The 25,990-nt window shown below is 56.0% G+C and carries 14 protein-coding genes; 4 read left to right on the top strand and 10 right to left on the bottom strand.

The window, feature by feature from the left end:
- Positions 1-169: 169 nt before the first annotated feature.
- From xseB to ACERI1_RS17835, 3 genes are all read right to left on the bottom strand, one after another.
- A complete protein-coding gene (gene xseB, locus ACERI1_RS17825; protein WP_373619806.1) occupies positions 170-370 on the bottom strand; it encodes an exodeoxyribonuclease VII small subunit in 201 nt (66 codons plus the stop codon).
- Between the two features lie 431 nt (positions 371-801).
- Positions 802-1,845, bottom strand: a complete 1,044-nt coding sequence (gene xseA, locus ACERI1_RS17830) for an exodeoxyribonuclease VII large subunit (RefSeq protein WP_373619807.1) — start codon at positions 1,843-1,845, stop codon at positions 802-804.
- Positions 1,846-2,155: 310 nt separating this feature from the next.
- On the bottom strand, positions 2,156-5,074 hold the full coding sequence (locus ACERI1_RS17835) for a helicase-related protein (RefSeq protein WP_373619808.1): 2,919 nt from the start codon (positions 5,072-5,074) through the stop codon (positions 2,156-2,158).
- Positions 5,075-5,221: 147 nt separating this feature from the next.
- Here ACERI1_RS17835 and ACERI1_RS17840 point away from each other — a divergent pair, with 147 nt between their 5' ends.
- The gene (locus tag ACERI1_RS17840) at positions 5,222-6,502 is read left to right on the top strand and encodes a PD-(D/E)XK nuclease family protein (protein ID WP_373619809.1); all 1,281 of its coding nucleotides are present in this window, start codon (positions 5,222-5,224) and stop codon (positions 6,500-6,502) included.
- A gap of 29 nt (positions 6,503-6,531) precedes the next feature.
- On the opposite strand, the gene pglZ is transcribed toward ACERI1_RS17840, so the two are convergent.
- Together pglZ and pglX are read right to left on the bottom strand one after the other, a co-directional pair.
- The gene (gene pglZ / locus ACERI1_RS17845; protein WP_373619810.1) at positions 6,532-8,724 is read right to left on the bottom strand and encodes a BREX-5 system phosphatase PglZ; all 2,193 of its coding nucleotides are present in this window, start codon (positions 8,722-8,724) and stop codon (positions 6,532-6,534) included.
- A gap of 3 nt (positions 8,725-8,727) precedes the next feature.
- On the bottom strand, positions 8,728-13,038 hold the full coding sequence (gene pglX / locus ACERI1_RS17850) for a BREX-5 system adenine-specific DNA-methyltransferase PglX (RefSeq protein WP_373619811.1): 4,311 nt from the start codon (positions 13,036-13,038) through the stop codon (positions 8,728-8,730).
- Between the two features lie 152 nt (positions 13,039-13,190).
- On the opposite strand from pglX, the gene ACERI1_RS17855 reads away from it, so the two are divergent.
- Together ACERI1_RS17855 and ACERI1_RS17860 are read left to right on the top strand one after the other, a co-directional pair.
- Positions 13,191-13,760, top strand: a complete 570-nt coding sequence (locus tag ACERI1_RS17855) for a hypothetical protein (protein WP_373619812.1) — start codon at positions 13,191-13,193, stop codon at positions 13,758-13,760.
- 203 nt (positions 13,761-13,963) lie between these two features.
- On the top strand, positions 13,964-14,770 hold the full coding sequence (locus ACERI1_RS17860; RefSeq protein WP_373619813.1) for a Kiwa anti-phage protein KwaB-like domain-containing protein: 807 nt from the start codon (positions 13,964-13,966) through the stop codon (positions 14,768-14,770).
- A 2-nt stretch (positions 14,771-14,772) separates the two neighbouring features.
- Here the strand turns inward: ACERI1_RS17860 and ACERI1_RS17865 are convergent, their stop codons facing one another.
- Positions 14,773-15,816 carry a hypothetical protein gene (locus ACERI1_RS17865; RefSeq protein ID WP_373619814.1) on the bottom strand — a complete coding sequence of 348 codons (1,044 nt, stop codon included), beginning with the start codon at positions 15,814-15,816 and terminating at the stop codon, positions 14,773-14,775.
- Positions 15,817-15,991: 175 nt separating this feature from the next.
- Here ACERI1_RS17865 and ACERI1_RS17870 point away from each other — a divergent pair, with 175 nt between their 5' ends.
- Positions 15,992-16,852, top strand: a complete 861-nt coding sequence (locus ACERI1_RS17870; protein ID WP_373619815.1) for a hypothetical protein — start codon at positions 15,992-15,994, stop codon at positions 16,850-16,852.
- A gap of 123 nt (positions 16,853-16,975) precedes the next feature.
- Here the strand turns inward: ACERI1_RS17870 and ACERI1_RS17875 are convergent, their stop codons facing one another.
- Genes ACERI1_RS17875 through ACERI1_RS17890 form a run of 4 tightly spaced genes read right to left on the bottom strand, consistent with a single transcriptional unit; the run spans position 16,976 to position 25,840 of the window.
- Positions 16,976-20,818, bottom strand: a complete 3,843-nt coding sequence (locus ACERI1_RS17875) for a hypothetical protein (RefSeq protein WP_373619816.1) — start codon at positions 20,816-20,818, stop codon at positions 16,976-16,978.
- Positions 20,815-21,396, bottom strand: a complete 582-nt coding sequence (locus ACERI1_RS17880) for a BREX protein BrxB domain-containing protein (protein ID WP_373619817.1) — start codon at positions 21,394-21,396, stop codon at positions 20,815-20,817. Before ACERI1_RS17880 ends, ACERI1_RS17875 begins: the two co-directional genes overlap by 4 nt.
- Complete coding sequence (locus tag ACERI1_RS17885) at positions 21,393-25,076, bottom strand: hypothetical protein (protein ID WP_373619818.1); 3,684 nt, start codon at positions 25,074-25,076, stop codon at positions 21,393-21,395. Before ACERI1_RS17885 ends, ACERI1_RS17880 begins: the two co-directional genes overlap by 4 nt.
- Positions 25,073-25,840 carry a hypothetical protein gene (locus ACERI1_RS17890; protein WP_373619819.1) on the bottom strand — a complete coding sequence of 256 codons (768 nt, stop codon included), beginning with the start codon at positions 25,838-25,840 and terminating at the stop codon, positions 25,073-25,075. Before ACERI1_RS17890 ends, ACERI1_RS17885 begins: the two co-directional genes overlap by 4 nt.
- Between the last annotated feature and the right edge of the window lie 150 nt (positions 25,841-25,990).

A 25,990-nucleotide genomic window follows, 5' to 3' on the forward strand; every position in this document is an offset into this window, starting at 1 on the left:
TATTCCAGCGGTCAATAAGCAGATCTACTTATCGGCCAATTCATCATATATCTGGGTGTAATCAACACTGGTGAGTGTGTTATACAACACCTCTTCTTTCTGATCAAGCAGGTAGACGAAACAGATTGACCAGGTACGGATCCGGTCAGGTTCGATGGTAACTCCGAGGCTATCGATTTTCAGTGATTGCCCCGTCGCCAATATCCAGATCTTCTCTTAACTCTTCTAGAAGATGAGTTCCTTCCGTGTGAAGCTCATTTGCCCGCTCGAGGGAGACTTCTCCATCCTCAAGCTGTGCGATAATCTCTTCGAGGCGCTCTGTTTTCTCTGAAATCGGTGCATCGTCTGGGATGTCTGGTGTGTCGCTCATAGGTTTAACAGAAGGATGCCGAGCAACAGCAACACGAGGATCACGAGTACGGCGATCGTGATCTGCTGCCGGCGTTGTGACTCGCTGTACTCTTGCGCAACTGCTTCTTTCTCTTCCTCGTGGGCTTTCTGCTGTTCGAAGGACTATAGTGCGTGATCGAGTTCTGTCTCAAGCGTCGTGAGTCGTTCAGACGTTCCGCTTCAAATGCGTGGTCGAGGTCTGCTGAGGAAGTAGCGAGTTCGCTGGTCACATACTGTTTGTAGGCATTGTCGAGCTTCTCCTCTGTTCCCTCGAGGTGTGTCTGGACTGTCCGCTGGTACGCACTGTTCAACCACCCCGTGAGCTCCCGAACTTTCTGTTTCTCGTGGACTTTTTGCTGTTCAAAAGATTCCAGCGCATGCTCAAGTTCTGTCTCAAGCGCCGTGAGCCGTTCAGACGTGGAGCGCTTCAAACGCGCGATCGAGGTCTGTTGAAAACGTCGCGAGGTTGCTATCGACCTGCTGTTCGTAGGCAGTATTCAGGTTATCAACAGTCGCCTCGAGTTGGGTCTGGACGGTTCGTTCGTATGCACGGTCCAGCCGGTCAGTGACGTCCTGGAGTTTGGTTTCGAGATCCTCTTTCTTGGGTACGATCTCGCCTGCGTGTGTCGGTGTCATGACTCGCTTGTCTGCGACCTCGTCAGCCAGTGTCCGATCGTTTTCGTGGCCGACACCGACAACGAATGGCGTTGTGGTGTTGTGAATCACTCGACAAAGTGGCGTCTCGTTGAATACGCGGAGGTCCTTTTCTGATCCTCCACCACGGGTTAACACGATCACATCAATGTGTGCGTTATCATCGAGTTCACTGATCGCTTGCATCATCGACAACATCGCATCGTCACCCTGGACGGTCGTATGGTGGATGACGATATCCACGTCAGGGTGGCGGCCGTGAATGCTCGTGACGGCATCTTCACGCGCATCACTGTCTGCGCTCGTGACGAGTCCGATCCGGCGAGGGAACTCTGGAAGTGACTGCTTTGTTTTCTCGCTTAAGAGGCCGTCCTCCTCGAGGATTCGCTTGTTCTCTTGGTACGTTTGCTGGTAGTTTCTCTCTCCGACTTCGACAAAGTCCTCCACAATGAGTGAAACACTACCGTTTGCTGCGTAGTACGACAGCTCTCCTTTGACTGCGATGTGTGTCCCGTCATCGATCGTGATGTCGAACGAACGGAGCCGATGGCTGAAGATCACACAGTGGATCGTGGAGTCTTCGTGAACGAGATCGAAGTGTGCATGTCCGTTTCCGGAGACGCCATAGTCGGAGACGTCGCCAAGAACGTAGTCGTACTGGAGATCGGACGTATTCTCGAGAACTGTGCTAATTTCGTCGTTGAGGGCGTCGACGAACGTGATGTTGTCTGTGTTGAGTGTCTCCTGATGTGTCTCAAGGGTGGTTGTGGTCTCCTCGTCACCACTCGAGTTGACACCCATTACGCCGCACCTGTTCGTGTCGGTACTAAAATACTTGCTTTGGCTCTGGTGAATCGCCATATAGCATCGAGCTCTCGTGTTTTGATGGCGTCGTGAGAGCGTCTACCCGCTTCGCCACTGCTCGCTTCGCCACTGCTCGCTTCGTTACTGCTAGAATTCTCAGTGTCACAGTCAAATCCGGCGTTACGGCTCGAGCGATGTGATTTCTCACCGAAGATCGCCGCCGTCTAGCGATTCATCAAACCAAAATTTCATACGTGAAGACGGATGTGCCGAGAACAGCTACAGTCAGCTATGAGATACTACGGACTCAAAGGGGTAGCGTGAGACAGTAGTTCTCTACCTCGGGTGCAAGGGAGATAATCTGCTCCCGACGCCGGAGTTCTTCGCGACGCGTTTCGATTCTGTCCTCGAGCTGTTCAAGACGCTCCTGTTGGCCACGGATCGCGATGTCCATATCTGAGCCGGCATCGGCTTTGCGCTCGTACTCCTCGATGAAGGACTCGATCCGTTCTCGTTCAGCCTGTGCGTATTCCTCGAGATTCTCCAGCTCCCGAGCGGTCTCCTCGTGACGCTTCTCCTGAAGATGGTTCTTGATCTCGTTGACCCGCACGCTCACATAGCGATCGGCAGCCGTCCGTAAGTCGGCTTGCACGTCGAGTACCGTCTGAAGGTCGTCGACATCGGGCTTTGCTGTTATGGAGTCGCCCTCGACAACACGTTCACCAAGCGCCTGCTGGGCGTCCTCTTGCGCAGCATCCACGAAGACCGGGATGGTTTCCTCGCGAATCACATCGCCGGTGCCGTCCTCGAACGCGACGCGATAGTTGTAGGTGATCCCCGGCGTGTCGACGAACGGAAGCAGTTTGAGTCCGACTTCGCCGCGCTCGTCCTCCAACACGCGTGCCATGAGCCGTTGCAGGACATCTGTGCCGGGAGCGAGGTAGGTGATGTCCTCGTGATCCATCGCGAAGTCGCGGTCGAACGTGAACGGGCCGAACGTCGCATCTTGGCCGGGCGAATTGATTCCGTCTGGCAATTCGGCTTGATAGAGGTTGGTGCTGCGCTTCTCGAATTCGCCTCCGAAGGCGCCGACTGCTTGCTCGAAGAACTCGCGGATATCTCTCTCACTTCCGTAGACGTCCTCCGACTCATCGACGACTTCCTGAATCTGCCGGCGGCTCTCCGCGTCGAACGTGCTCGTATCGACCAGGCTCCGCTCGTACCACTCCTCGAGCGTCCGCTGACGCTCCTCGATCATCTCCTCGAGTTCCTCTTTGGTCGCACTCGGTGGTTCGTCGTTCTCGATGGACTCCATGATGAGCGAGTCTACGTCGATGTCATCGAGGATGCCGAGTACGTCCGCCGTGTTCCCGAGCTGGGAGCGAATCTCTTCGACCTTGGTTTGGAGCATCTCGAAGATCTCGCTCTCGCGGGTATCGTCGAAGAGGAAGTTCCAGACCTTGACTTCCTCCTCCTGTCCGTAGCGGTGAATGCGTCCGATCCGCTGCTCGAGCCGGTTCGGGTTCCACGGAAGCTCGTAGTTGGCCATAATGTGGCAGCTGTGCTGGAGGTCAATCCCCTCGCTCGCTGCGTCGGTCGCGAACAGGAGTCGCGACTGGCCGTGATTGAACTCATCTTCGATCCGCGCCCGTTCATCCTTGTCCACGTCGCCGTGAATCACGAGAATCTCGTCGGCCCACGGCTCGTCCTGCACGAACTCGAGGAGGTAGTCGAGCGTATCTCGGTACTCAGTGAATAACAGAAGTTTCTCGTCCGGTTGTTCCTCGAGGAGTTGGGAGATGAACCGTCTGACCTTCTGGGCCTTGGAGTCGACCGGCAAATCCTCCGCCAGCGAGACGAGGTCGCGGAGTGTGTCGATCTCCTCTTGGAGCTGTTCGTCGGTGCTGGTGACGGTCAGGCCAGCGATCTCGTCTTCCGCGTGTTGCTTGTCGTCCTCGTCTAAATCCTCACCATCGAGGTAGGCTCGTGCTTCCTCGGAAAGACCATCCGTTTCCGCCTCTTCGTCGAGGAGGTCGTCCAGCCGTCGACGGAGCGTCGCATGAATCGCACCGACGCTACTCACCAGCCGTTTCTGCATGAGGGCCATCGCGAATCCGACCGCAGGCTCGTTCAACTTCTCCGAACGGTTGTAGACGTTTTTGACGTAATCGGTGACCGCCCGGTAGAACTGCCGCTCATCGTGCGTCATCGAGACCGATACCGAGTTGACCTCTCGGTCTGGGAAGACGCGTTCACCATCCTCGTTGTAGATGTCCGTCTTCCCCCGACGGATCATCACGCGGTTGACTGTTTCCTGTGAGAGATCACGGTTCTCGGCGACGAGGAAGGGGTCGATGTACTCGACGAGTGAGCGGAACGCCTCACCCTTCCCGTCATGTGGCGTCGCGCTGAGAAGCAGCAACGAGTCGGAGTTCCCCGTGACGGTATCGACCGTCTTTGCCGTCTTGCTCGGCGAGTCACCTCGCTTGGCGGCCTTGTGTGCCTCGTCGACCACGACGACGTCCCAGAACGCGTCCCGAAGCGCAGGCCGGAACTCGTCCTGTCGCAGAAACGCCATACTGGTGACGAGCTGTTGTTGGTCTTGGTTCCAGATGTTGGCCTCCTCGCCAAGTCGCCGACGCTCACCTTCGACCCACGCCCGGTCTGCGACGGTGAGATCAACGTCGAAGAAACGATCCATATCCCGGATCCACTTCTTCTGCAGGTGTGCAGGAACGACGAACAGGACGCGGTCGGCGCGATTCCGGGCGGCGAGTTCTTTGAGGATGAGTCCCGCCTCTATCGTTTTCCCGAGCCCGACATCGTCTCCGATGAGCGCCCGCTGACGGAGTTTCTGCATTACCCAGTTCACGGCGTCGAGTTGGTAGGGCTCCAGTCGAACAAGCGAGTTCGAGATGCTCAAGAGTTGTCCCTGTTCGTGGGCGAGTTTGAGTTTCGTCGCTTGCGTGTGGAGATCGAACCACTGCGCGGAGACCGAATTGTGATCAGGATGGAGGGAGTCAATTTGCTGATCGGGAATTCTCTCAAGGCCACTCTGAGCAGGTTTGACGTCGATGTCGTCGAGACAGACCGTCTTGACACCCTCTCCTTCGAGATACGCTCGAAGGTATTCGATGTCACCCACAGTCCGAGTCCGAATAACCTCCGCAGGAGTACCGTTGAGAATCACCCGCTGGCCGGGAGAAAATTGTGGAGATCCCGTCATTAACTGATACTGATGGCAACGGTTGACGCCGTCTTGAATGTTGATGAGTCGCGGTCTCCAGCTTCCATCGATACCGACCTGTAATGGGTTCCTGCTGGAGCCTATTCCTGTCGTAGATTTATGTCAGTTCGTTCTAACCGTTGTGTAATGGCGACAGTCGGCGAACTGGAAGAGCGGTTTCGTGAACTCCGAACCTCACTCGAGGCCCTACCAGACGTGTCCGAGCCGCCAAAGTCGACGCTTCGAATTCTCGGATCAGTGAGATCGGAGCAGACGTGGAATACGCTCTTGGCGTATTTCCTTGACCCCGATCAGCCACACGGCTTCGGCATCGACCTTCTGACGAGTTTCTTGGACAGGGTACAACAGGAGGCTGATCCCTCATTCGAGTACTACCATCGTCATCTCGAGAATATCGAGGTCGAGACCGAAGTCACGTCGCCCAACAATAATCGCCCCGACGTTGTACTCCGCGTTCCGGGGGACTGGTTCCTCTGCCTAGAATCAAAGATCGACTCGACGGAGGGCAACCAACAAACCACCCGATACGTCGAAGACACACATCTCGGAAGCGAGGAGAAAGCGACGTACTCCGACGACGGACACCACTACGTATTCCTCTCGAAAAAGTACGCACCAGACTCCAACGCGGGCGAGTTCCGTGACCTGTATTGGCGGCACGTCGTCGAGAGTTTCAAGACGGTACTCGAGCGCTCACACGGCCGCTATCCGGAACGGAGCGTCAGCCAACTGCGGGAGTTCTTGTCCACGATAACTCAAGTGACCAATATGGAAGACGACGACTTCGCGGAGATACAGAAGGAGAAAGTCCAGTTGCTCGGGGAGTATCGAGACGACATCGACACGCTGCTCGCTGCCGCGGAATCTCTTCGAGAGCGGGCAATCGAGGACTGGCCGGAACTGTTCAAAAGCCACGTGGCCGAGGAGCTATGGACGGACGAGTGGCACACCCGTCCGGATCACGGGAAGTGGGGCTGTTTGTTCAAAGACGGCTGGTACCTCGATGACGACAATCTCGAACCCACGATAGATCACACAGACACTCACGGCCAGACCGGGTTCCGATTGCACTTTGTCCACCTCATTCGAAACGAGGAGTCGTTCAGCCGCGGAAAACTCACGTTCATACTCCGTACTCCGACGAGAGTTGACTTACGGGACGAGTTCAACCGCCTCTACAACACTGATCGGTGGCAAGATCGCCTTGTTCCGATCCTCGATGATACCGGAATCACGAACAAGGGACAAAAGAAGGACTATACGCAGAAAACGTATGATGTCGACCAGTCCAACCTCCCAGAGAGTTACTTTGAGACACTCGCAACAGCATTCGCGGAACATCAACCTCTCGCGGATGTCGTCGACGAGATCGTTATCGAGGCCACAGAGAACGTCCGCGAGGACTGAGCGCGTACTGGTTACCGACGCTAGCGGTGTTAGCCTTGTGTGATGCTGATGAAGTCGAGGACGAACTCTTGTGGCAAGAGTCCACCGTGATAGAACCGTGCGTCACCGAGCCCCTGCTTTTTGAACCGCTTGAGTGGGTTCGCAAGGACGCTGACGTTGGCGTCGAGATACCCCAGCCGGGTACTGGAGTCGAGTAGCACGCCGGGAGAGTCCTCGTCCACATCCTCACCGGCAATCCATCGCCGGCCGGAGTCGGACGTTTCCATCGGCCGCGAAATCTTCTCCGGCGACGCATTGTCCGGGAGCAGGACGAACCCGTGATCAGTCAGCACGTAGGCCTGATCCCACTCTCCCTGTTCGAGTTTCGTGCCGATGAACTCTGCGAGCGAGTCGACGCGTCGGGCGAGCATCGCCTCGAGGTCGCTGAGTTCCTTCTCACCGATGTCGTCGATGTCGTTCTTGAAGTAGGCGACACGCGTCGACTGCCAGCCGTCGTCCTCTTCGCGAGTGACTGTCCAGCCGTCGCCGTTCAACAGCGACTCGCGGCGGTTGGTCGTCACGCGACGGTTGTTTCGGAGGGGCTGTAACTCGCCATCGACCAGCGAGACATCGAACATCTGGATCTCTCCCGGTGTGAGCGCAGCCTTCCCGAACTCAGTCTCCGAGGGAAGCGTTCCGAGCCAGACGTCTTCATCGACGGCGAACTCGGGTGCGTCGGTCGGGAGCGTCGCCACGTAGTCGCGCAACTCGTCCGCGAGTCGGCGGGCAAGATCGAGTCGGAGCGCGTCGATGACGAACAGTGCGACCGTCTGACCGCTCTCGAGACCTGCCGACTCCTTGGTGAAGAACTGGTAAGAGTGATCCTCGTCGACGAACGGAGCGCCAGCCTCGACGGTTTCGGTGACGAGATCGCCGAGGTCTTCGAGATACTCGATGTATTCCGACTGGAGCCGTGTGCGGAGATCGTCGAGCGCAGCGGTCGCGGGGTGATCGTCGGGAAGGTTGGACTCGGGTTCGCCGGCGACGACGAGGTTGAGTACCGCGTTGTCGATCTGCCACGTGCCGTCGTCCGGATCGGCGTACAACGAAACGACATCGTCGGTGGCGCTCTCGTCCCACGTTTCGAGCTGGTGCGCGAGTCGAGCGATGTCCGCGGCCTGTTCCCACGTTCGCGTCCACGGGCTGTCCGGGCCGTAGGCTCCTCGGTAGGTGCCGCGAAAGTCCTCGCTCCCGAGGAGGGCGTCATACCGCTCCTCGGCGCGCGTGAGGCACTCTTCGTAGTTGCCAGCATCGAAGGATGCGTTCCACTCCTCCCAGAGACGACGTTCGAGCGCACCGTCGACGATACAGTCTGCGAGTTCCCATGGGTCGTCGACATCCGCGATCACGTCGGGCCATATCGCCTCGCCGAGGTAGCGGTCGGCGAGAAGGTCAGACGAGGTGGTGTTGTTCAACAGTGACTTGAGTTCGGGGAGGTCGTGAGCGCCGGCCGTTTCGGCTCGGAACTCGATTGGGAAGCGTTCGGCGTCGGCGCCAGCGTGGATCAGCCACTCGGCGACGGCCCACCGATGCGTCGCCGCGACGATCCCCACTGGTTCGTCTTCGTTGGCGACGGCGTTGACGCCCTCGCTGGTGAGCAAGTCCTGCATCTGCTCGATAGTGTTGGGTCTGTCGTTGATGTCACCCCAGCCGTTCTCCAGCACGAACGCGACCGGGTCAGTGTAGCCGCCAGTGACGATCTGCGTGCGGAGCTGTTCAAGCGTCGGGAGCTGTCCGCCAGTGAGTTGGTCGTGGAGAATCCGTACGATCTCACGGCGCTTTTCGGGATCATCCGCCTGTGTTGCGGTTTTCAGCTCCCACGCATCGAGTTGCCCACGCCCAAACGCGTGGACGGTGAGGTCTTCGATGCTCATCTCCACCTCGCCGCCTGTGTGTTCGATGTCGCGGAACCAGTCGTAGTCTCCCTCGGCGTCTTCGGGTTCCTTGACGTGCGGGACGTACCAGACCTGTTCGCCGCCGACTGGATCGGCACGGAGTTCCAGCGGCGTTTCCTCAGCGACCTTCAAGTGAACGCCGAGTTCGTCGCAGGCCTGCTCGATGATGTCCTCGAGGTAGTTCCCGTCGTCCCACCAGAGAACGATCGGGTCGGACGACTCGGCGCGGTCGAACTCGCTTCGGATTGTGTCTTTCGCGGCGTCGGGGAGGGTCTGCTTCGCTTGCATAGATCAGAGCACCTTGTCCTCGACTACCTCCGGAACGATGTCCTTCTCCGCGAGCGGCGTGATGTTGATCGCGACGCCGTGCTTGTGGACAGGCTGGTAACCGGCTGTCGTGATCTCCGATAGCGCACGATCCGACCAGTCCGAGGGAATCTGCTTATCCACCGTCTGACAGCGGTCATCGATCTCCTCAGCGAGCGCCTTGAACTCCGCTAGCGGTGGTAACTCGTCCACGACGTCGACGTCTTCATCATCCGCAATCTGTTGGAGGTACTCGTCGTCGATGACTGACGCGTCGTCCACTCCAGTTGCGAGTGAGGCAAGCATCCATTCCTCATCAGTCAGATTCTCAAAGGGCACCCCGTCTTCGTTCAAGAGGTCAGCACCCTCGCGCTCGAAGTAGTATGTCATGAAAAGGATGCCTGTACTGGAGTAGTGATCCGTGCCCTTGAGTCGCCAGTTGAAGTAGTCGAAGAGGTCGGCGAGATGGGCTTCGACGGGTTCGTCGCTTGGCTTGGCGTACTCCTCGCAGGCGTGTTCGAGTTCGTTGAGCGCACCCAACCACTCGTTGCGCCATTCGTCGATGGCATCCCAGAAGTTGTCCGAGAAGGTGTCTTGGAACCACTCTTCACCATTACGCTCTCGAAGTTCGGTGAGCGTCTCGATGCGATCGGCTGTCTCCTCGCGGAACGTGGCCACCTTCGGTGCGAGTTCTTCGACGAGTCCACGGTCATCCTCGTCGAAGTCGCGCTCGCTCGTGCTGCCGAGTTCCTGCATCACTTCTTCGAGTTCGGCGATCTGTTCGAGGGCGCTGGAGCAGAACTCGAACTCCTCAGTGGCTTCGGCCCGCTCGCTGGTCGAGAGCGACTCGTCGTTTTGCCGTCGGTTCGCAGCCGATCGGCGCTCGCGGAGTTCGGCCTTCCGCGGCTCAAGGTACTTGTTGCTCAGTCGGTCGAAGAGGCCGGCATCAAGCTGGTGGAAGTCGACAAAGCACGCGAACCCTTCCCCCTTTGCATCGGCAAGAAGGCGTTTCGTACTGATCTTCCAGAGAACCGGTGTATGCTCCATCGTGTCGACATGGTATTCAAACAGGTCATCATTGATGAACGAACGGAGATTTGGATAGTTCTCCTCGGCGGCAGTCTCAGTACCGAGCATCTCGTCGACCTCAACAAGTCGATCTTCCGCATATTCGCCATATGTATTCTGGAACTGTGTAACGATATGTTCAAGCAGGGTTTTTTCCCCGTTTGTACTCTCGATTGGAACGATCCCGTCGTTTACCTCCTGAAGAACCTTTAATGCAAAGTGATGTACAAGCTGCTTTACCTTCTCATCGGCATGCTCTGGCACCCCAGTAATAGTATTGGGGTCAGCTACCTCTCGATCCTCGGGATCTTCTGCTGTTCGGAGGAAAATTTCAGTGTAGATGTCATCACGAGTTTCCTCAGAGATGCCAAGTTCATTATAGATGGTATTATCTATCTGGTCTGCGAGATTTTCAAGACGATGGCGGCGTTTGAGGTCTCGCTTTTCGCTTTCACGAACAAGATCTGAAATCGATTGATCGTAGGAAAGAGATGGTGTGTCTACATCTAATAGACTAGTTATCTCATCTATGTGCGGGTGCTGATAGAGGAATTCGCGATCAGAGCTTGGGAGAAGATCAGGGCCGCGATAGAACGGACTAGTAGGGTCGTTTGACCTTTGTTGGATCTTGATTTTATACTGTTCTTTAGATAGATCTTCTAACCCTTCCAATTCATCTACTTTATCAGGCCATGGTAAACTCCCTATATCTCCAGCGTTCCATGTCCGTTCTGTTGTTTGCGACAGCATCAAGCAGTGATACAAATTCGAATTTATTACGGCCATTAGTTTCCAGAGAGACATCTCCTCCAAGGGGAATAACATGAAACCTACGTTACTAAACAATCCGCCCGGGAAGTATCCGAACCGACGGCCCGTTCTTTTTATATAATTCCAAGTGAGGCCCGGTTTCCCGTACATTTCCTCATTACGGGTTCTGATACTTTTTCCAGAACGTTTCAGTATTGTTCCATTCTCTCCCCATTCAACAGTCTCGACCACTTTGGGAGTTAACCAAACGTTTTCTCCTCCCTTCGAAATCGGTATATAGGTTCTGAAGTCCTCAACCTCCCAGTGGAAGCGAGAAAATCTCGCGTCATTCGATGTCTGCAGTCCCGGAATTGCGGTGCAAATTGAGGTTCCATCGATACCTGCTTGTTTAGCATCAATCTTTGATTCAGTTTTATGGAGATTACGGACTTCTCGAGGAATTGAATAGCAAATTGGGTTTCGAGGGACGATCGAAAATTCATCCAGATCAACATTGAAAATACGCTTCACGCTCCCCTCGGTCTCGGATAATATCTCTAGGAATTTCTCCTCTTTTTCTTTCGGTTCTATATCATGAAGCCGAAGGAACGTCCCATCTCGATCTGAAGAGGATGTGCCAGTTTGGATGACAGTCCCTACAGTACCTACTGTGGCATTGTCAAGAATCCCATAACCAAATTCAGCTAAGAAATCAAACTCCCCCTTTTCCCCAATGAAATCCTCCCTAAAGTCGCGAAATCTTTGTCGAAACATAAAGCTCCAAGGAACTAACATCCCGATTCTTCCGTTTTGCTTTGTGATTCCGTCACAGACTTCGAAGAAGTTCAGATAATACTCAGCAGTATATTCATATCGCGTCTCTACATAGTCCTGTACTACATCAGGCATTCTATTCTTTGATCCATATGGTGGATTCATTAGTGATACATCATAATCAAGGGATAGAATTTCCAACAATCTAATGAAGCTTTTGAGATCTTGAGCTAAGAAGGAATCTTCTTCCTGATACTCAGATATTGAATCTTGGAGGGATTGGAGAAAATCAGACAAAGAATGATCAATATCAAACGATTCGTTCAATGTGAGTTGTTTCCCCCCTTCAAATTGTTCTGCGAGAGTTCCACGTACATCAAGGAGGCTACCTAAACCATGTATATCCTCGAAAGCTTCCAAAACAGTATGTAGTGCTTCACGCACCTTTGGCTGTTCTCCAGCCACATCTTCAAAGACCTCTTCCGCAGACTCAATATCCGCAATCTTAGAGTCGGCACAAACAATTCCCATTTGAGGGACTTGAAAATTGTCCTTACCTTCTGCTTCAGAACGTGTACGAGCCTTCAAATAAAGGCTAAATGAGGTAAGTTGACATGCGCGAAGATCTAAGTCAACTCCATAGAGGTTATATCGGAGGATTTTCTCCGGTATCTTCGAAAAGTCCATTTCTGGCCGTTCCGTTCGCCATATCCGCTCCAAAATATCAAATGCATAGAGAAGAAAGTGACCGCTCCCACAGGCCGGGTCAATAACACGGATGTCTTTTGGGCTGTCGAACTCCGGGGGTTCGCCTTCTTCTTCAGACGGAACGAGATAGGTGCAGAAATCGGCTATGTTCGGGGATTCGTCGGGGGAAAGTGTTCGATTCTTGCGCTCGTCAAGGGTCAACGAGTCCTGTGTATCGATGACATCCTGTAACTCACCAGTATCCTCCAGATAGAGTTTGCCAAGCGAGTTATCGGTGAGCATCCGCACGACCCAGTGCGGTGTGTAAAACTGATTAGCTGGAGGTACTTCTTCAGGTTCTAAGCCTTCATAATTACCTTTTCTACGTAAATCCTCTAATAAATCGACATTGTAATACTCGTAGACCCAACCCAGAACATCATCAGCTCGCCATACTTCGTCGGGTACCTCATCGAGCATCTCACAGAGATCCTCGAAGGTGTCGTCGTCAGGGTCGATCTGGCTATAGGCCGTAGAACGGTCGAAGAGAATATCGATCTCCTCAGCGAGATCGTCGCAGGCGTTCCGATAGGCTTCGAGAACGGCTTCCTCTTCGAGCATGAACTCCTCGGTGACCAGCCGGTCTGCGGCCGGCGTCAGGCCGTCGTCGCGGAAGGCCGTGACCTCGTCATCGATGAAGTCTCGAACCTCCATGCAGCGGAGCGCAGCCAGCCGATTGACGATCGTGTAGCCGACGCTCGTGATGTACTGTTCGTAGCCATCATCCCAATCGTTCCCATCGACGGCTTCGAGTTCGATAGCCTCGACGAGGTCTTCCTGCTCCTCGCTCAGGGACGCGTCGTCGCCCGGCTTCTCGTCGAGACCGTGTTCGTCCTCGAGCTGGTAGCGAACGTTCGCCTCGACGCGGTCGCGCATCTCGGTGACGATGTCTTCGAGATGCTCACGCTCCTCCTTGTCGAGCTGGGCCTTCCGGGGTTGGGTAGATTGTCCGTCCATACGAAACTCAGTGATGTTTCAAGCAGAGCCATTGAGGTGTCTTGAAGATTGTCCATATACTCTCGGACGGCGGCCGGGTCAGTATCCATGATGTTCTCCGGAAAGTGGATACAAAACTGACTTTGACCTCCGAATAGAACATAGCGAACCTAATGGGGCGCATTCCGAGCTGGGCAAAGATCGTCCTGTTCCTGAGCTCCTATAGCCCGCTCTTCGCTATCGTCGCTCTCCGCGCCCACGATTCGACCCACTCGGTTTTCGGGTACCAACTGGAGCCCGTCGGAATCGGGCCTGTTGAGTTATCCTATCTTTCGCTCAGTTTCTCGGTTCTCACCGTAATTAGCGTCGTCTTCTTGGCTCTGATGATACGGATGAACCGCACGAGACAGGGCCAGTTGAGCGAAATCGAGCACTACCGAAATCGGTCAGATATGTTCACAGAGTACCTCTTGGTCTACATCTTCCCGTTCATCGTGTTTGAGTTCTCGAATATATACGATGTAGCGGCGTTTCTCGTGCTATTTATCACGGTCGCTGCGATCGTGATCCGCTCTAACCGGTTGTTCGTCAATCCGGTTCTGATCGGCTTCCGTTACCGCGTCTACGAAATCGAAACTGAGCACGACAGACGAATCCTCCTCACCAAGCAGGAACTCGATGGGAATGATATGACACTCAATACAGCAAGAATAAGTAGTGATGTCTATATCACCACAAGATAATGAGTTCAGCGAGCCGGGGTGACGCTCGAAACCACTTCGACGAACTGGTCGCATTCCTCCAGCGGATCGAGGACATCGATACCAGCGAACTTGGGATCGACCTACTGCTGGCTCGTCTGGACGGGGAAAGCGCCGAAGACTATGACTACACCTTTGACCGCATCTCGCTAGATCAAGAACTCCCCGAGGATCTGGAGAATCTGGTGCGCGAGAAGGTCGAACACAAGCAATCTGTGCTCGAAAGCGACAAGATTCGGTTTTCGGATTACGGCATCGAAAACCGAGATCGCGACCAGACTTTCGTTCAGTATGAACCCACGGAGAACATCCCTCAGTTCGATAACTTCGAACGCCTGCTGGAGGGACAGCGGTTTAGTCACACGACATATACGGAGCCGCCGAAACCCGAATTCCAAGCGATCCGTATTCGAGATGCCGACAACGACCAGATGGCGATTGCCTTTCTAAACTACAGTCGGCGCCAGATTATGGGTCGAACGTCTCGTACTCGTATGCTGGTCGGAAGCGAGAAACACAGGAAGGTGGATGACTCGCTAATCTCGATCCCCGACCGCGTGGATTCTATCTACTACGATGGGATGATGTACATTTTCGACCAGTCCCGGTTCGAGAAGGTATTCGATTATCTCGCAGAATATGAGCGGTGCGCAGACGACGTCTTAGACCGGATCGAGGAGACGGATATTCCGTTCCACGACTTTGATATGTTCAAGGATGCGGTTTACGGGAACAACCGTGTGCTGAGACTGATGTACAAGGTACATGAACGCGGCGTGTACGAGGATATGGATTTAGACGACGCGACGTATATCCGCGACAACTTCGATACTGACGTGAAGTTCGAGGAGAACGGTGACGGAGAGATGTCCATCAAGATGGACGACAAGCGAGATGTTTGGGCTGTTCTCCGCTTCTTCAACGACGATCACCTCGACTCGCCGCTTACGAATGAGCAGTATATCTCGCTCTCAAAGCAAGATGCTGGATAGGCTCACCCAGTAGTCTCGCCGAGTATCTCCCGAGTCTGAGATTCAAGCGCGTCGAAATCGACCTCCTGATTCGGGTTACAGGTAATTCTCACCCCCCTCCGACCATTTCCTCGCATATCGTCTTTCACCTCAACTGACTCAACATCAATTTCGAGTGCATCCGCAATCTTTCCAGCATCTAACGAAACAGTATCAACGTCGTATAGTTCGATGTGGAACTGTGTCCGTTGCGTCCAGATCGAAATACGACGCTTTCGGCCCTTGTTGAAAGCAACGTAGAGCTTTTGCCCCCACTCCGGCCCATTCAGGGACTCCAGTTCCTGCAGCGCAGCTATGACATCTTTCAGCAGATCCGCTGTCTGTTCGTTGGAACGCTCGTTGAGGTGCCAACTCTGTCCGTCCTCTTTCCATGGCTCGTCAGAGGTATCAGGACTTACGTCCGTTACCGTGTGTTCCGGTATCGGGATCGTTTGCTCTGCATCGAGATACAGCCGGTCGCCGTCCTTGAGGAGCTGAAACTCGATGACTGAGATGTCGATCGACCTGTCGCTGAGCCACCGGAGCACGATGTCTAGCCGCTCGCGGACGGATTCCCCGACAAAAACGATCCGCTGATCCTGATTGAGCGTGTAGTCCTCGTTGCAGAACTCGTCGAGTACCTCGGTAAACGTGGTTTCCTCCTCGTAGAGCGTCTTCCCCCACGTCGTGGACTTGAATTTCTCGAACTGGTCGCGGAGCTTGGAGTAATCCCAGTGCGAAGTGTAGGCGGCGTACTTGAGCCCCTGAAAATCGACTTTTGGCTTCAACGCGCCTCGCTTGAGTTCGATGGCGACGACGTTGGCGTCTCGGTCGATAGCGAGGAGATCGATGCCATCGCCAATCTGCTTCACGGAGACCTCCCGACCGATGAGCCGAAAGTCCTCTCCAAGGATGCTTTCGGGGCTGTTGATGATCCACTCTCGGAGGTCGTCCTCACGAAAACCCTCATCCTTCAGGGAGACCGTCTCTAATGTGGAAACGTTTTCTTCATCTCCAACTCTAAGCATGATGTCGAAATAGTATCACAGACGCATGATAATCCTTTGGAGCCATCAGTAAGCGATGGGCGCTGGACGCACGTTGCAGATTCAAATGGGGTAGACTACGAGGGTATATTCAACGTGGAATCAGATAACGGGCGTTCACCGCGATTTAACAACTCTCGACCGAAAGTAGCCGACAATGAAGGGGATTCTTAGCTCGGTCATCGGGCTTCCAGCTCGGATAGGGGTCTCGGCACGAGCAGCCCTCTATCAAAGCGAGGCCGAATTGAACGACGAGGCGACATCCTGCCTCCCCGACTCCAAAGAATTGCGCACCATCAGCGAAGTCGACATCTGCGTCCGGACGAGAGCATCGCATTCGGGGTTGAGCGAGTTCTATTCGAGACAGGCCTTAGCCTCGATCTGCGTGGAACTGGTCGAAGAAGCACCTCCATACGACATCGTTCGCCTGCAGCGCCAGCTACGAGAGTCGGATATTCCGGTCGTACAGGTTTTTGGAGACATATTGGTTTCCCGAGGAAACCTCGGAATGAACGAGAAACTCCTGTTTTCTGGTCGTGACAACTCCTCGTTTGAGGTCTTGATAGAGTTAGGGTCTGACGTAGGTGATGTCGAGCGGTGGGTTCGTGATCTCGATTCGGAGCTATTTGAGCATCTTCGTGCCGTGGAAAACGACGTCGACGAGGGGAACAATCGCGAAAGGTACGATCACGGCGAGCGAATCGCTACGAGCATCACAGCACACCTCGAGAGAGTGTCTTGGAGTACGTCCCTCGACCAACTTCTAACGCAAGTCGAGGAGGAAACAGATGTTGTGACCGTATTCCGGCGTTACGAGCCCGACTGGTACCTCGAACGCGTAGGGGGATCAGATCACTCCGACACGACGGTTCTGACTGTAAGCCACCGCTATCGTATTGACGATGGATGGCACGATGGTGCGGGGACTCACGAGGAAGAGTTCACTGAAACAGAGGCTGCACTTCGGTGGCTAAGTGAGTTCCGCGATGACCCACCGGATTGTCTCGATATACGATAGGCCAACCTCGTTCTCACAGATTGATTTTGGACAAGTACGTCGTTTTCGAACGTGATGATGTTCCTGTATTGCGTAGTTACGAAATGAACGTAAATGAGTTCGGTATCTTGCAACAGCAGGTTGTCAGTCGAGCGGTTCGATCATCATAACAGAGCCATCTGGTAGTTCATCCATGGTTTCCTGAATCCGCCGCAACTGCTCATCCACACCGTCAAGCAACTGTTCGGCTTCTTCGATCAATTCACCCACGCGTTCCTCACTCGGCGAGCTGGTTCCCTCCACTGCATCGACAACCTCTTGCGTGAGAACGTGACTGGGATATTCTGACTGTAGCTCGCCGGCGAGTTCTTTAAGCCGCTTATCGATCTTGAAGGGGTTCTCTGCCTCGTCAAGGAGTTGTTCCACCTCGTTGACGCTCGGTGGCTGCGACCGACTGAGCATTTCGTTCACATTGGTCGTGGTCGGATGGTTCGGATATTCCTCCTCAAGTCGTCTCGACGCATCGCGAAGTCGCGACCAGAGCGATGCCTCGCTGCCGGATGCCTCGAGGAGTCGCCGTGCCCGTTCGTATCGCTTGGCCTGCTGGACGACCGTCGGATCGACGAGAGCTACCTCCGAGAACGAGTCACCGTTCCACGCCGTCTCGAAGAGATCGTAGAGATCATCGATGGTCACACCGTCGAATTCGACGGCAACGCGGTCGGCAGTTTCCTTGCTGCTCCCATCGTGGGTGGAGAGCCACGTCGCGAGACTGGAAACCACGCTCTCGGGCTCTTCGTCCGTCGGCGGTTCCCCCGTGATGCGTTCGTACTGCTTACGAACAACGGTTCGTCTGTGAGCGTCGGCTTCGTTGATCTTTGCTCGAAGCCGGTCGGCATCAGGTACCTCGTCTCCGCCGACGATTGCTTGCATCTCTTTTGTGATGTTTTCACCGTGGTAAAGCCGGTTCATCTCTGCCGCCCGCTGGCTGAAACGCTCCCAGAGGGAGTCGCCATCTTCGCTCAGTCGGAACAGCTCTTTTGCCCGAGCGAACCGCTCGGACTGCCGTTCGATCTCGTTGGATGCGAAATCATCTGTTTCGAGAGACGCACCACCGAGTGCAGGCTGGAGAGCGGTTTCAAGATCGTCCAGCGAAGCGTCTTCACCGAACTCTCTGCTGACGCCTCGCAAGACGCGTTTCACCAACACGCTATTCTCGTCCACCCATCCAGCTAACTCAGCGAGCCACGCGTCGGGATCGGTACCGTCTGACTCCTCGCCAATCAGCGTCTCGACAGTCTCCCGGATCTGGTCAGGATCAATACCGTCCAGTGACTCAAAGCGAATCTGTACGTCAGTAAGGTTCGTCTTGTTTCTGACCGCTCGCCCGATTTCGTCAGGTTCGGTAATGTACTCGTCGTCTCGCCGTAGCGCGATTTTGTTAGCCGTTGCAAGCGTGATCAGCAGTGCCGAAATCGATTCCTGCGGTGTCCCACGATACGTGCCTCCGCGCTGGACGGTCTGAGTAAGCAAGTCTTCGGCACGAAGCGACTGGGTGTTCTCGTGCTCGTTAAGGAATTCCTGACACCGGCCGTCGGCGAGTTCCGCTCGGTCGGTATCCACACCGAGTCTAACGGCATCCTCGCTCGAGAGCGGCCAGTCGTCGACACCGCGGAAGAACCGCGCCATCTGCTTGGCGTCCTCGACTTCCGTGATTCCGTTGGTCAGGACGAAGCGCGTCTCGCTGAACACGGACTTGACTTGCGTTTCCACGACCTGTTCGAACACGTCCCCGTATCGTCCTCTCGTCCCGCCTGTTCGGACGTAGACGTCCGCGTCCTCGAGTTCCTCACGAATTGTCGACTCGAGTGCCCGCTGTTCGTCGCGGTGGTCGGACTCCAAGTCCGGATACGTTTCCGTCTCCTCTGACAGCACTTCCTGCATACCCATCACGTCCCGCAGGCGGTCGACCGTCGATCCCTGTAGCTCGACGGCGACGAGGACATGTTCGCCCCCGTCCCGTCCTTCGTTCGTCGACTGCCATGCATCGACCTGATCGCTAACCTCCTCGTCGCGGCCCGCGACCAGCCGCACACGAACGGCGTCAAACTCCGGCGTCGGTGCTTGCTCGATAGGGTCGAGAACAGAGTAGCCGAAACGGAGCGGGACTTTGCGCTCACCCTCGAAATCGACTTCGTGTCGACTGCCCTCTGAGAGCAGGAGGTCGCTTCCCTCTCGAAGGGAGTTCTCCAACTTGGCCGAAAGTCGATGTGACGGGATCTGCTGTGCGCGAGTCTTCGCCCGCGTCAAGATGTCTTCCTGTTCTTCGGAGACCAGCAGGTACTCCTCGTCACCGCGATCGTTCGTCTCCGTCAGCACCTTCCGATCCTTGAGGAGGTCGGTCAGCGCCGATTTGACATCGTCCCGGACGGATTCGAATGACTCGTCGGTTGACTTGACCATCAGCCGGGCAAGATTCACCGGCGTCGACGGCACCTCGGAACGAACCTGATTCAGCAAGTACAGCGCCTTTGCAACGCGGACAGAGAACGCGTCCTCGTCGCCGCCGGCCGAGGGAATGAGTTTGTTCTCGACCATCTCCTGCACCCATAGCGGAATGTAGGTCGTCTCTTCGACCAGTAGATCGTACAACTCGTCCCACGTGACGAGGGCACCAACCTGCTTGTCGCCCCACTCGAACCGTGTGAACAGCGACCGGACGAGGATGAGCAACGCCCGGCCCTGAACGTACTCTTCTTCGGTCACGCGTCCCCGCGGCATCAGTTGTTGAATCACTGTACGGAGCAACCCGAGATCGTACTCGCGGAACGGGTACGACTCGACCGCGTCGGGGTCAGCACCAGCAATATCGGAGTATGCATCGAGCGTCAGGTCGGACATCTCCCGAAGTGCAGACTCAACGTCCTGTCCACCATCGGTGTCTTTCTGCAGCCACCGTTTCCGGACGATGATTTCGGTGTCGGCGCCCTCGAGTGGTTCTTGAGCTCCGTACCACGGCTGATCTGTGACTTCGGTATCTTCGAACTCGCCGTGAATACGCTCGATCGGATACTGTCCAGTCCCGATGACTGGCGGATTAGGCCCGACGCCCAGTTCCGTCAGGGCTTCCATCGTCTCTTGGAACTCTCTATAACGATGTCGTCCATCGCCGATGAACAGCGCCACCTCGTCGAGCCCGATCAGCAACTCTGTCTCAGTCTCCGGCGTACTCAGCGACTCTTGAGCCGCTTCGATGCGATCGACGAGTTCGTCGGGATCGAACTCGTCGGGATCGACCTCTTCGATGGCGTCGTCGATCGACTCCTTGACCTCCTCTCGGGACGCGAACGGCGAGTCCTCGAGTGTCGGAACGACGTCGTAGAGCCAGCTTCGTAGCGAAGCCCGCTCGTCGTACACATCCTCGAACGTCTGGCCGTCATACTCGACTTCCTGTAGATGCTCCCAGCAGTCACCGTGGTTCATGTCGAGCTGCCACGCCCACTCAAGTAGCCAATTCGGGTCGGTGGGATACCCGAGTTCGCGACCGATTGCCTCGTAAATGAGGTAGGGGAGTGGCGGTTCCTGTGATGCGTCCCGGTTGAGGAGGTTCAGGAAGACGGGTTTCAGGCGGTCAACGTGAGAGTTAGCGACGCTCTGTCGGAACGACTGGAAGCCCGGCCATCTGTTCGCCAGCTCTTCGCCGAGATCGGCAAACTCCGATTCGGTGTCGGCAGCGAACCCGATGAGTTTCAGGAGGTGCGTCTTCCCCGACCCGAACGTCGCGGAGATGTAGAGGAAGCGCGGTTCCTCGTGTGGATACTTGTCGACGAGGTTCCCGAGCGTGGTGAGCACGTCGCGAGCGCTGTCGGTCTCGTAGAACTCGCGGACGTCGTTTTCGGCCTGCGCTCTGGCGTTGACCTTCTGGACTTCCTCGAGTTCGCGGGTCGGTGACTGCTGGAAGATGTCGTGAATGTGTGTGTCGCTCATTGGAGATGCACCCCCTCAACCCGGCCTTCGATCTGGTGGGCTGGGTAGTAGTTGCGCGATTCCTCGCCGAAGAAGCTCAGTTTCCCACCGACGATGTCTCCGGGGAACGGAATGCCGATCGTAGACTGGACGTTGCGGCGGTCGAGCTCGTCGAGGAGTTCTGACGCACGCGTGAACGGGTAGAGACTCCCGAGGTGCGTGAGGAGAACGACGTGTCGCTGCTGGGCTGGCGCCTCAATTTTCTCGACCATAACCGCGACGAGTTCCTCCGCTAATCGGTCTTGCATCGTTTCAGTGATCGTCGCTGGTTGGCTGCTCTCACCGAGATCGACCGCAAGTTCGAAAACATCGGTTTCGACGAACAGCTCGTCCAACCGGAGGACTTGAATGGTTCCATCGTCCGGGAAGTCCTTAGTACGATGCGGGTTCGCTGCCCACTCAGTGAGACGTTCGGCGACCCGTCGCTCGTACTTCGGCTGAACAGGGACGATCACGAACGGGTTTCGGATGCCGCGTCGCCCGTCAGCGAACTGTGCGAGCCGTTCTGTGAAGTCGTGGAAGGGACGTTTAGTCGTCATCGGATGATCACCCCCATCTCAGTCCGCTCGATACTGAGGTCATGGCGTTCGACGAGCCGTTCTAGCTCGGAGTCCAGCGATTCGCGATCCGACGGGAGAACTCCAATCGCCGTGATGTCTGTCGGAGACTGATCACCGACAAGTGTCCGTAACTCCTCGAATGTATCTCGTAACTCCTCGACATCGCTGCCGGCAACCACAGCAAGAGGTTCGCTGTCGAGCAGTGCGTTCGTCGCGCGAATGAAGTCGTCAGCCTTGGCGTTGGTCGTTCCGCCAGTCACCGTCGACACCGCGTTCGAGACATCTTCGTACCACGATGCGGCCCGGTGGAGCGGTGTGATGTATTTGCTCTCGAAGGCCGGCCGAACGTTCGATCCAAACTCGCTTGCGGGCTGAATCCACGAATGCTCCTGTAACTCGTCAACGAACACATCGACATCGGTTTCCTCTTGGAACGAGTCCCACGCGGTCTCGATTGCGTCATCGAGCGCTGGCGAGGCGGTTTGGGCGTCGTTGAACCGATCCCAGCCGTCGTGTGTCCACCATTCACCCTCGTAGCCATCGATACTCTCGCGGAGCGTCTGGCTAGCCGTTTCACACTCCTCGGTCAGCCAGTCGTACGACTGCTGGGCGAGAGTCAGCTGCGCATCGATTTGTGTGAGCGCGGGAAGTCGCAAACTCCACACTTCCCCGGCGTCGTCGTACCACTCCTGAGCGTCGTTGGTTGCTTCGACGACATCCTCCCAGTCGGTGTCACGTGATTTGACGGCCTCTCTTCGGTCGGTCGCGCTCTGCTGCTCGGCTTCTAGCTCCTCGACGAACGACTCGAGGAGGTTGCGAACGGCTCGCGTTTGGATGTCAGTCTCGGCGACTAGCCTGACGTCCTCCACGAGACTACCGAGCCGACCGGCAAGCGTGTCGTTCGCGGACTGGAGCCTGACGATTCCGTCCGGTATAGTCTCCGTCGAGTCGATGAATCCTCCCTCTCGAAGAATCCCTCGTACGCCGCCGTTCCCTGCAATCTTGAGACGCGTCGTCGTCAGTTTGTTCAGGTCGATGACGATGTCGAGTTCGAGGGAGTCCCCTGTCTCGTCGACGGGCAGGAAGTCTCCCTTCCGGCAGAGGCCCCAGATAATCGCACACAGCGCGGGGCGAGCATCCTCGTAAATCGGCTTCTTCTTAGTGATCCCGTCGAGGAGCGTAGCCATCGCGAGGTTTCCACCGCGTTGCTTCAACTGCTGGCCGGTGAAGGCGCGCACGTTGTTCTGGATCGAGCCGCCGTGCGTTTCCGGGTCTTCTGTCGCGACATCGATCTGCTGAGCCCACGAAGGTAGTGGATCTTGTGCGGAGAGTCCTCGAAGTTCCTGCAAGTGCTCGTCGCTAACCTGCAGCATTACGGGATGGAAGTCGTCGGGATAGTTGACGTCGAGATACTCCTCAACTCCCGAGACCATGCCTCCGATCTGATCGCCGCGATCCTTGACATCGAACGTCCCGCTCTTGAGAGCCTCGACGAGTTTGCTTTGAACCCGAGCTGCGCGATCTGAAAGATCACGCTCTACGGACTGTGGGAGCGTGTGGTCTCCGACGGCATCTCTGAGTGACCACCACTCGATGAGACTATCTTGGAGATCGTCAAGCCCGTCTTGTCCGATCGTCCATTCGAGCAGATCACCATCGTAGTCGGTGTCTGCTGCAGTGGAAGAAATCCCCTCGACGGCGACCTCAACATCGAGCGCGTCCTCAGCATCGACCGTCGTATCGAGATCGATCCCGTCAATACTGAATTCGTAGCGAACCGGATACTGCTCACCGGTATCTCCGTACTCGGCCGATGTCGGAAGTGAGAGGTCACGTACGATGTCCTCCCAGAGATTCCTGTCCACGGCTTCGATAATGGACTGCCAGTCCGGGTTGTCGAGGTTCTGCTCGGAGGCTTCGATGATCTCGCGCTCTTCCGGATGAGTGAACGCGTACTTCGGCCCGGTCTCATCGTGCGTCGGACGGATATATTTCCGAAGTCGACCGAGAGAGTCTTCGACGCGGTTCTCCATCTGGAACTGAGTCGGGCCGTCAAGATCGCTCAACACGGCGACTGCGAGATTCCGCTCGGACATCGGAATGGTGTTTGGGATGTGTTGGAGGAGCAGCACGGCCTTCGCGACGTCCACGTCGATCTCCTCCAGTTCGCCTACCTCGTGTTGTTCTTCGATCTCGTCGATGACTGCCACGTCTTGTGGCGTAATGTCATCAAGTTCTGGCTCGATGAGGTCGTAGAAGTCGACCAGCGAAATGACGTGTGTCTCGTCGCCGGCCTCTATCCACTCTTGGAGGAGCCCGTGAACGAGGGCCAGAATCGCCCGCGCGGTTCCCGAGAAAATCGACTTCGCCGGATCGTGAGCTTCCTGCCGGAGGTTCGAGAGGATCTCGAGGAACAGCGGTGGCTGATACGGAAGGAACGGATAGAACTCGATGAGGCGCTCGCGATCGATGTCGTCGAGCGGTGGTTCGGTGTTCTGTTCGATGCCCGAGTACACGAGTAGCGTCTCGGGCTCGTTGCTGGTTCGTTCGAGGACGCGTTCCGTGTCTGCCCTTCCGGCTTCCGTCTTTTTGAGTAACCTTTGCGTCGATATTTCGCCGACGTGTCTGCTCGGAAGACCAAATCGGTGCGGGAACCGATCCTTGACGATACTGAAGTCGGCGCCGCGAGCCGCGAACTGCGGTTGGACATCCTCGATTTTGGCCTGTGCCGTTGCCACCAGTTGGATGTCGCCGTCACCGGTCTCGTCGACGCTCTCTGCGAGCGTCTGCAACTCCGTGAGTCGATCGAAATCCGTCCCGATGAAGAGACTGACCTCGTCGAGCAACAGTACGAGCTTGACCGGGCGGCCGAGTTCGTCTTCGCGATCGCTCCGTAACTGTTCGAGACGCTCGACCATCGCTTCAGGGTCGAGATCTGACGGCGTCAAGTCGTCCAAACCGTCCTCCGTGCCGGTCTCCTGCTCGAAGAGTGTGGGAAGAACGGCGTCGGCAAGAGCGTTGTACTGCTGAACGTCCGTCCAGTCGTACTTCTCGGGGCTGTCAACCGTACTCCGCAGTGCCGTTTGGGTGTTGGCAGTTCGGTCATCCCACGCGTCGGTCGTCCGGTACCAGTCCTCGAAGAATGCGACGTCGAGTTGCGACGAGAGCCCTCCCTCGGTGCCGGTGAGCCGTTCCGACGTGTGAGCGCTTCGGAGAACGATCTCGCTGAAGCTCAGCTTCTTCTGGCCCTGATGCTTCAGGAGGTTCACCGAAATCGGGATAACCTCGTATTCGTCGTGGATCGATGACCACGTGGACTCGAGCGCCTCCAACTCACGACCGTCGGTCAGCTGCTCCCAGACATCGTCTCGCTGTCGGAGCCATTCGCTATCCAGAAGCCCGCGAAGCACGCTGAGGAGGTGGCTCTTCCCGCTCCCATAGTATCCGTAGAGCCAGTAGTTCGCACCCGACCGCATATCCTCGGAACGACCGAGTAGACGTGAAAAGAAGTCGGATATGAAGTCCTTGGACTCCTCGGTCACGTGGTAGGTGTCGATCGATTCCAGCCGGTGATCGCGACCGTCATCCTCGCGGTCGATGCGGACGGACTCCTCGAAATCACTCCCGACATCGGCAGCGAACCAGTCTTCGTCTGTCATACTTCGCCCTCCCACGGTTCCGCCCAGTCGTATGTGTCATCGACCGGCTGGAGCCTCAGTTCACCGTGAATCCCGCTTGCTTCCCAGTTCGGATCGTCGCTCACACGTTCGGCTAAGGAGTCCCAGTACTGTTCCGGCTGGAAGAGACAGAGCCAGCCGATCGGCTGAGACAGCCAGTCATCGCCGTGGGTCTTCCACGAGTATCCTGACGCAATAAGTAGTGGAGTCGTTCCGAGATTGGGGATTTGTCCTTGAAGGGCCTGTTGTGTGTCGATAACGCCGATCTTTCGCATCACCGATCGGAGCCCTTCACCCCATCGACGCGTCGTGGATTCTGCATAGTCAAACTCACTCCCGTCGTCGTAGTGGAACTCGTTCAGGAGGCGCTCGACAGTATCCTGCTCGAAATCCAGTCCATCGACACCGGACTCCTGAAGCCGGTCGACGTACCGGTGGACAGCGTACTTCACAAGGGGGTCGTCCTCCAGTAAATAGAAGTACAACACCTGCGCTTTGTCGCGCACCGTCTCACATTGGTCTAGTACGGAGGGCAGTTGGACAATAGACGGAAGCTCGCTACCAGTGGTCTTGAACCGGGAACTGAGAGCGCGGTAGATTCCCTTTGAACTCCCACGTGTACTTCGCTCATCGAATCGTTCTTCGATCCACTTCTCTTCGACGACCGTCCAGTCCCGATGTTGGGCGTACAGCCGAGCGAGCGTCTCTGCTCTATCCACGAGAAGCCCGCATCTAGTGAGAGTCATCGACACCTCTTTGTGAGAAAATGTTGAGTCGAGCGACGGTAGGGAAGCACCCCTTCCGTCGGTGCGGAGAGTCATACTGTATCCCGAACCATCCGCACCACTTAGTTGATATGGATAAACGAATCGGAGAGGTCTGTTATCAGTTGCAGG

The organism is Natrinema sp. HArc-T2, from assembly GCF_041821085.1.
Lineage (GTDB): Archaea > Halobacteriota > Halobacteria > Halobacteriales > Natrialbaceae > Natrinema.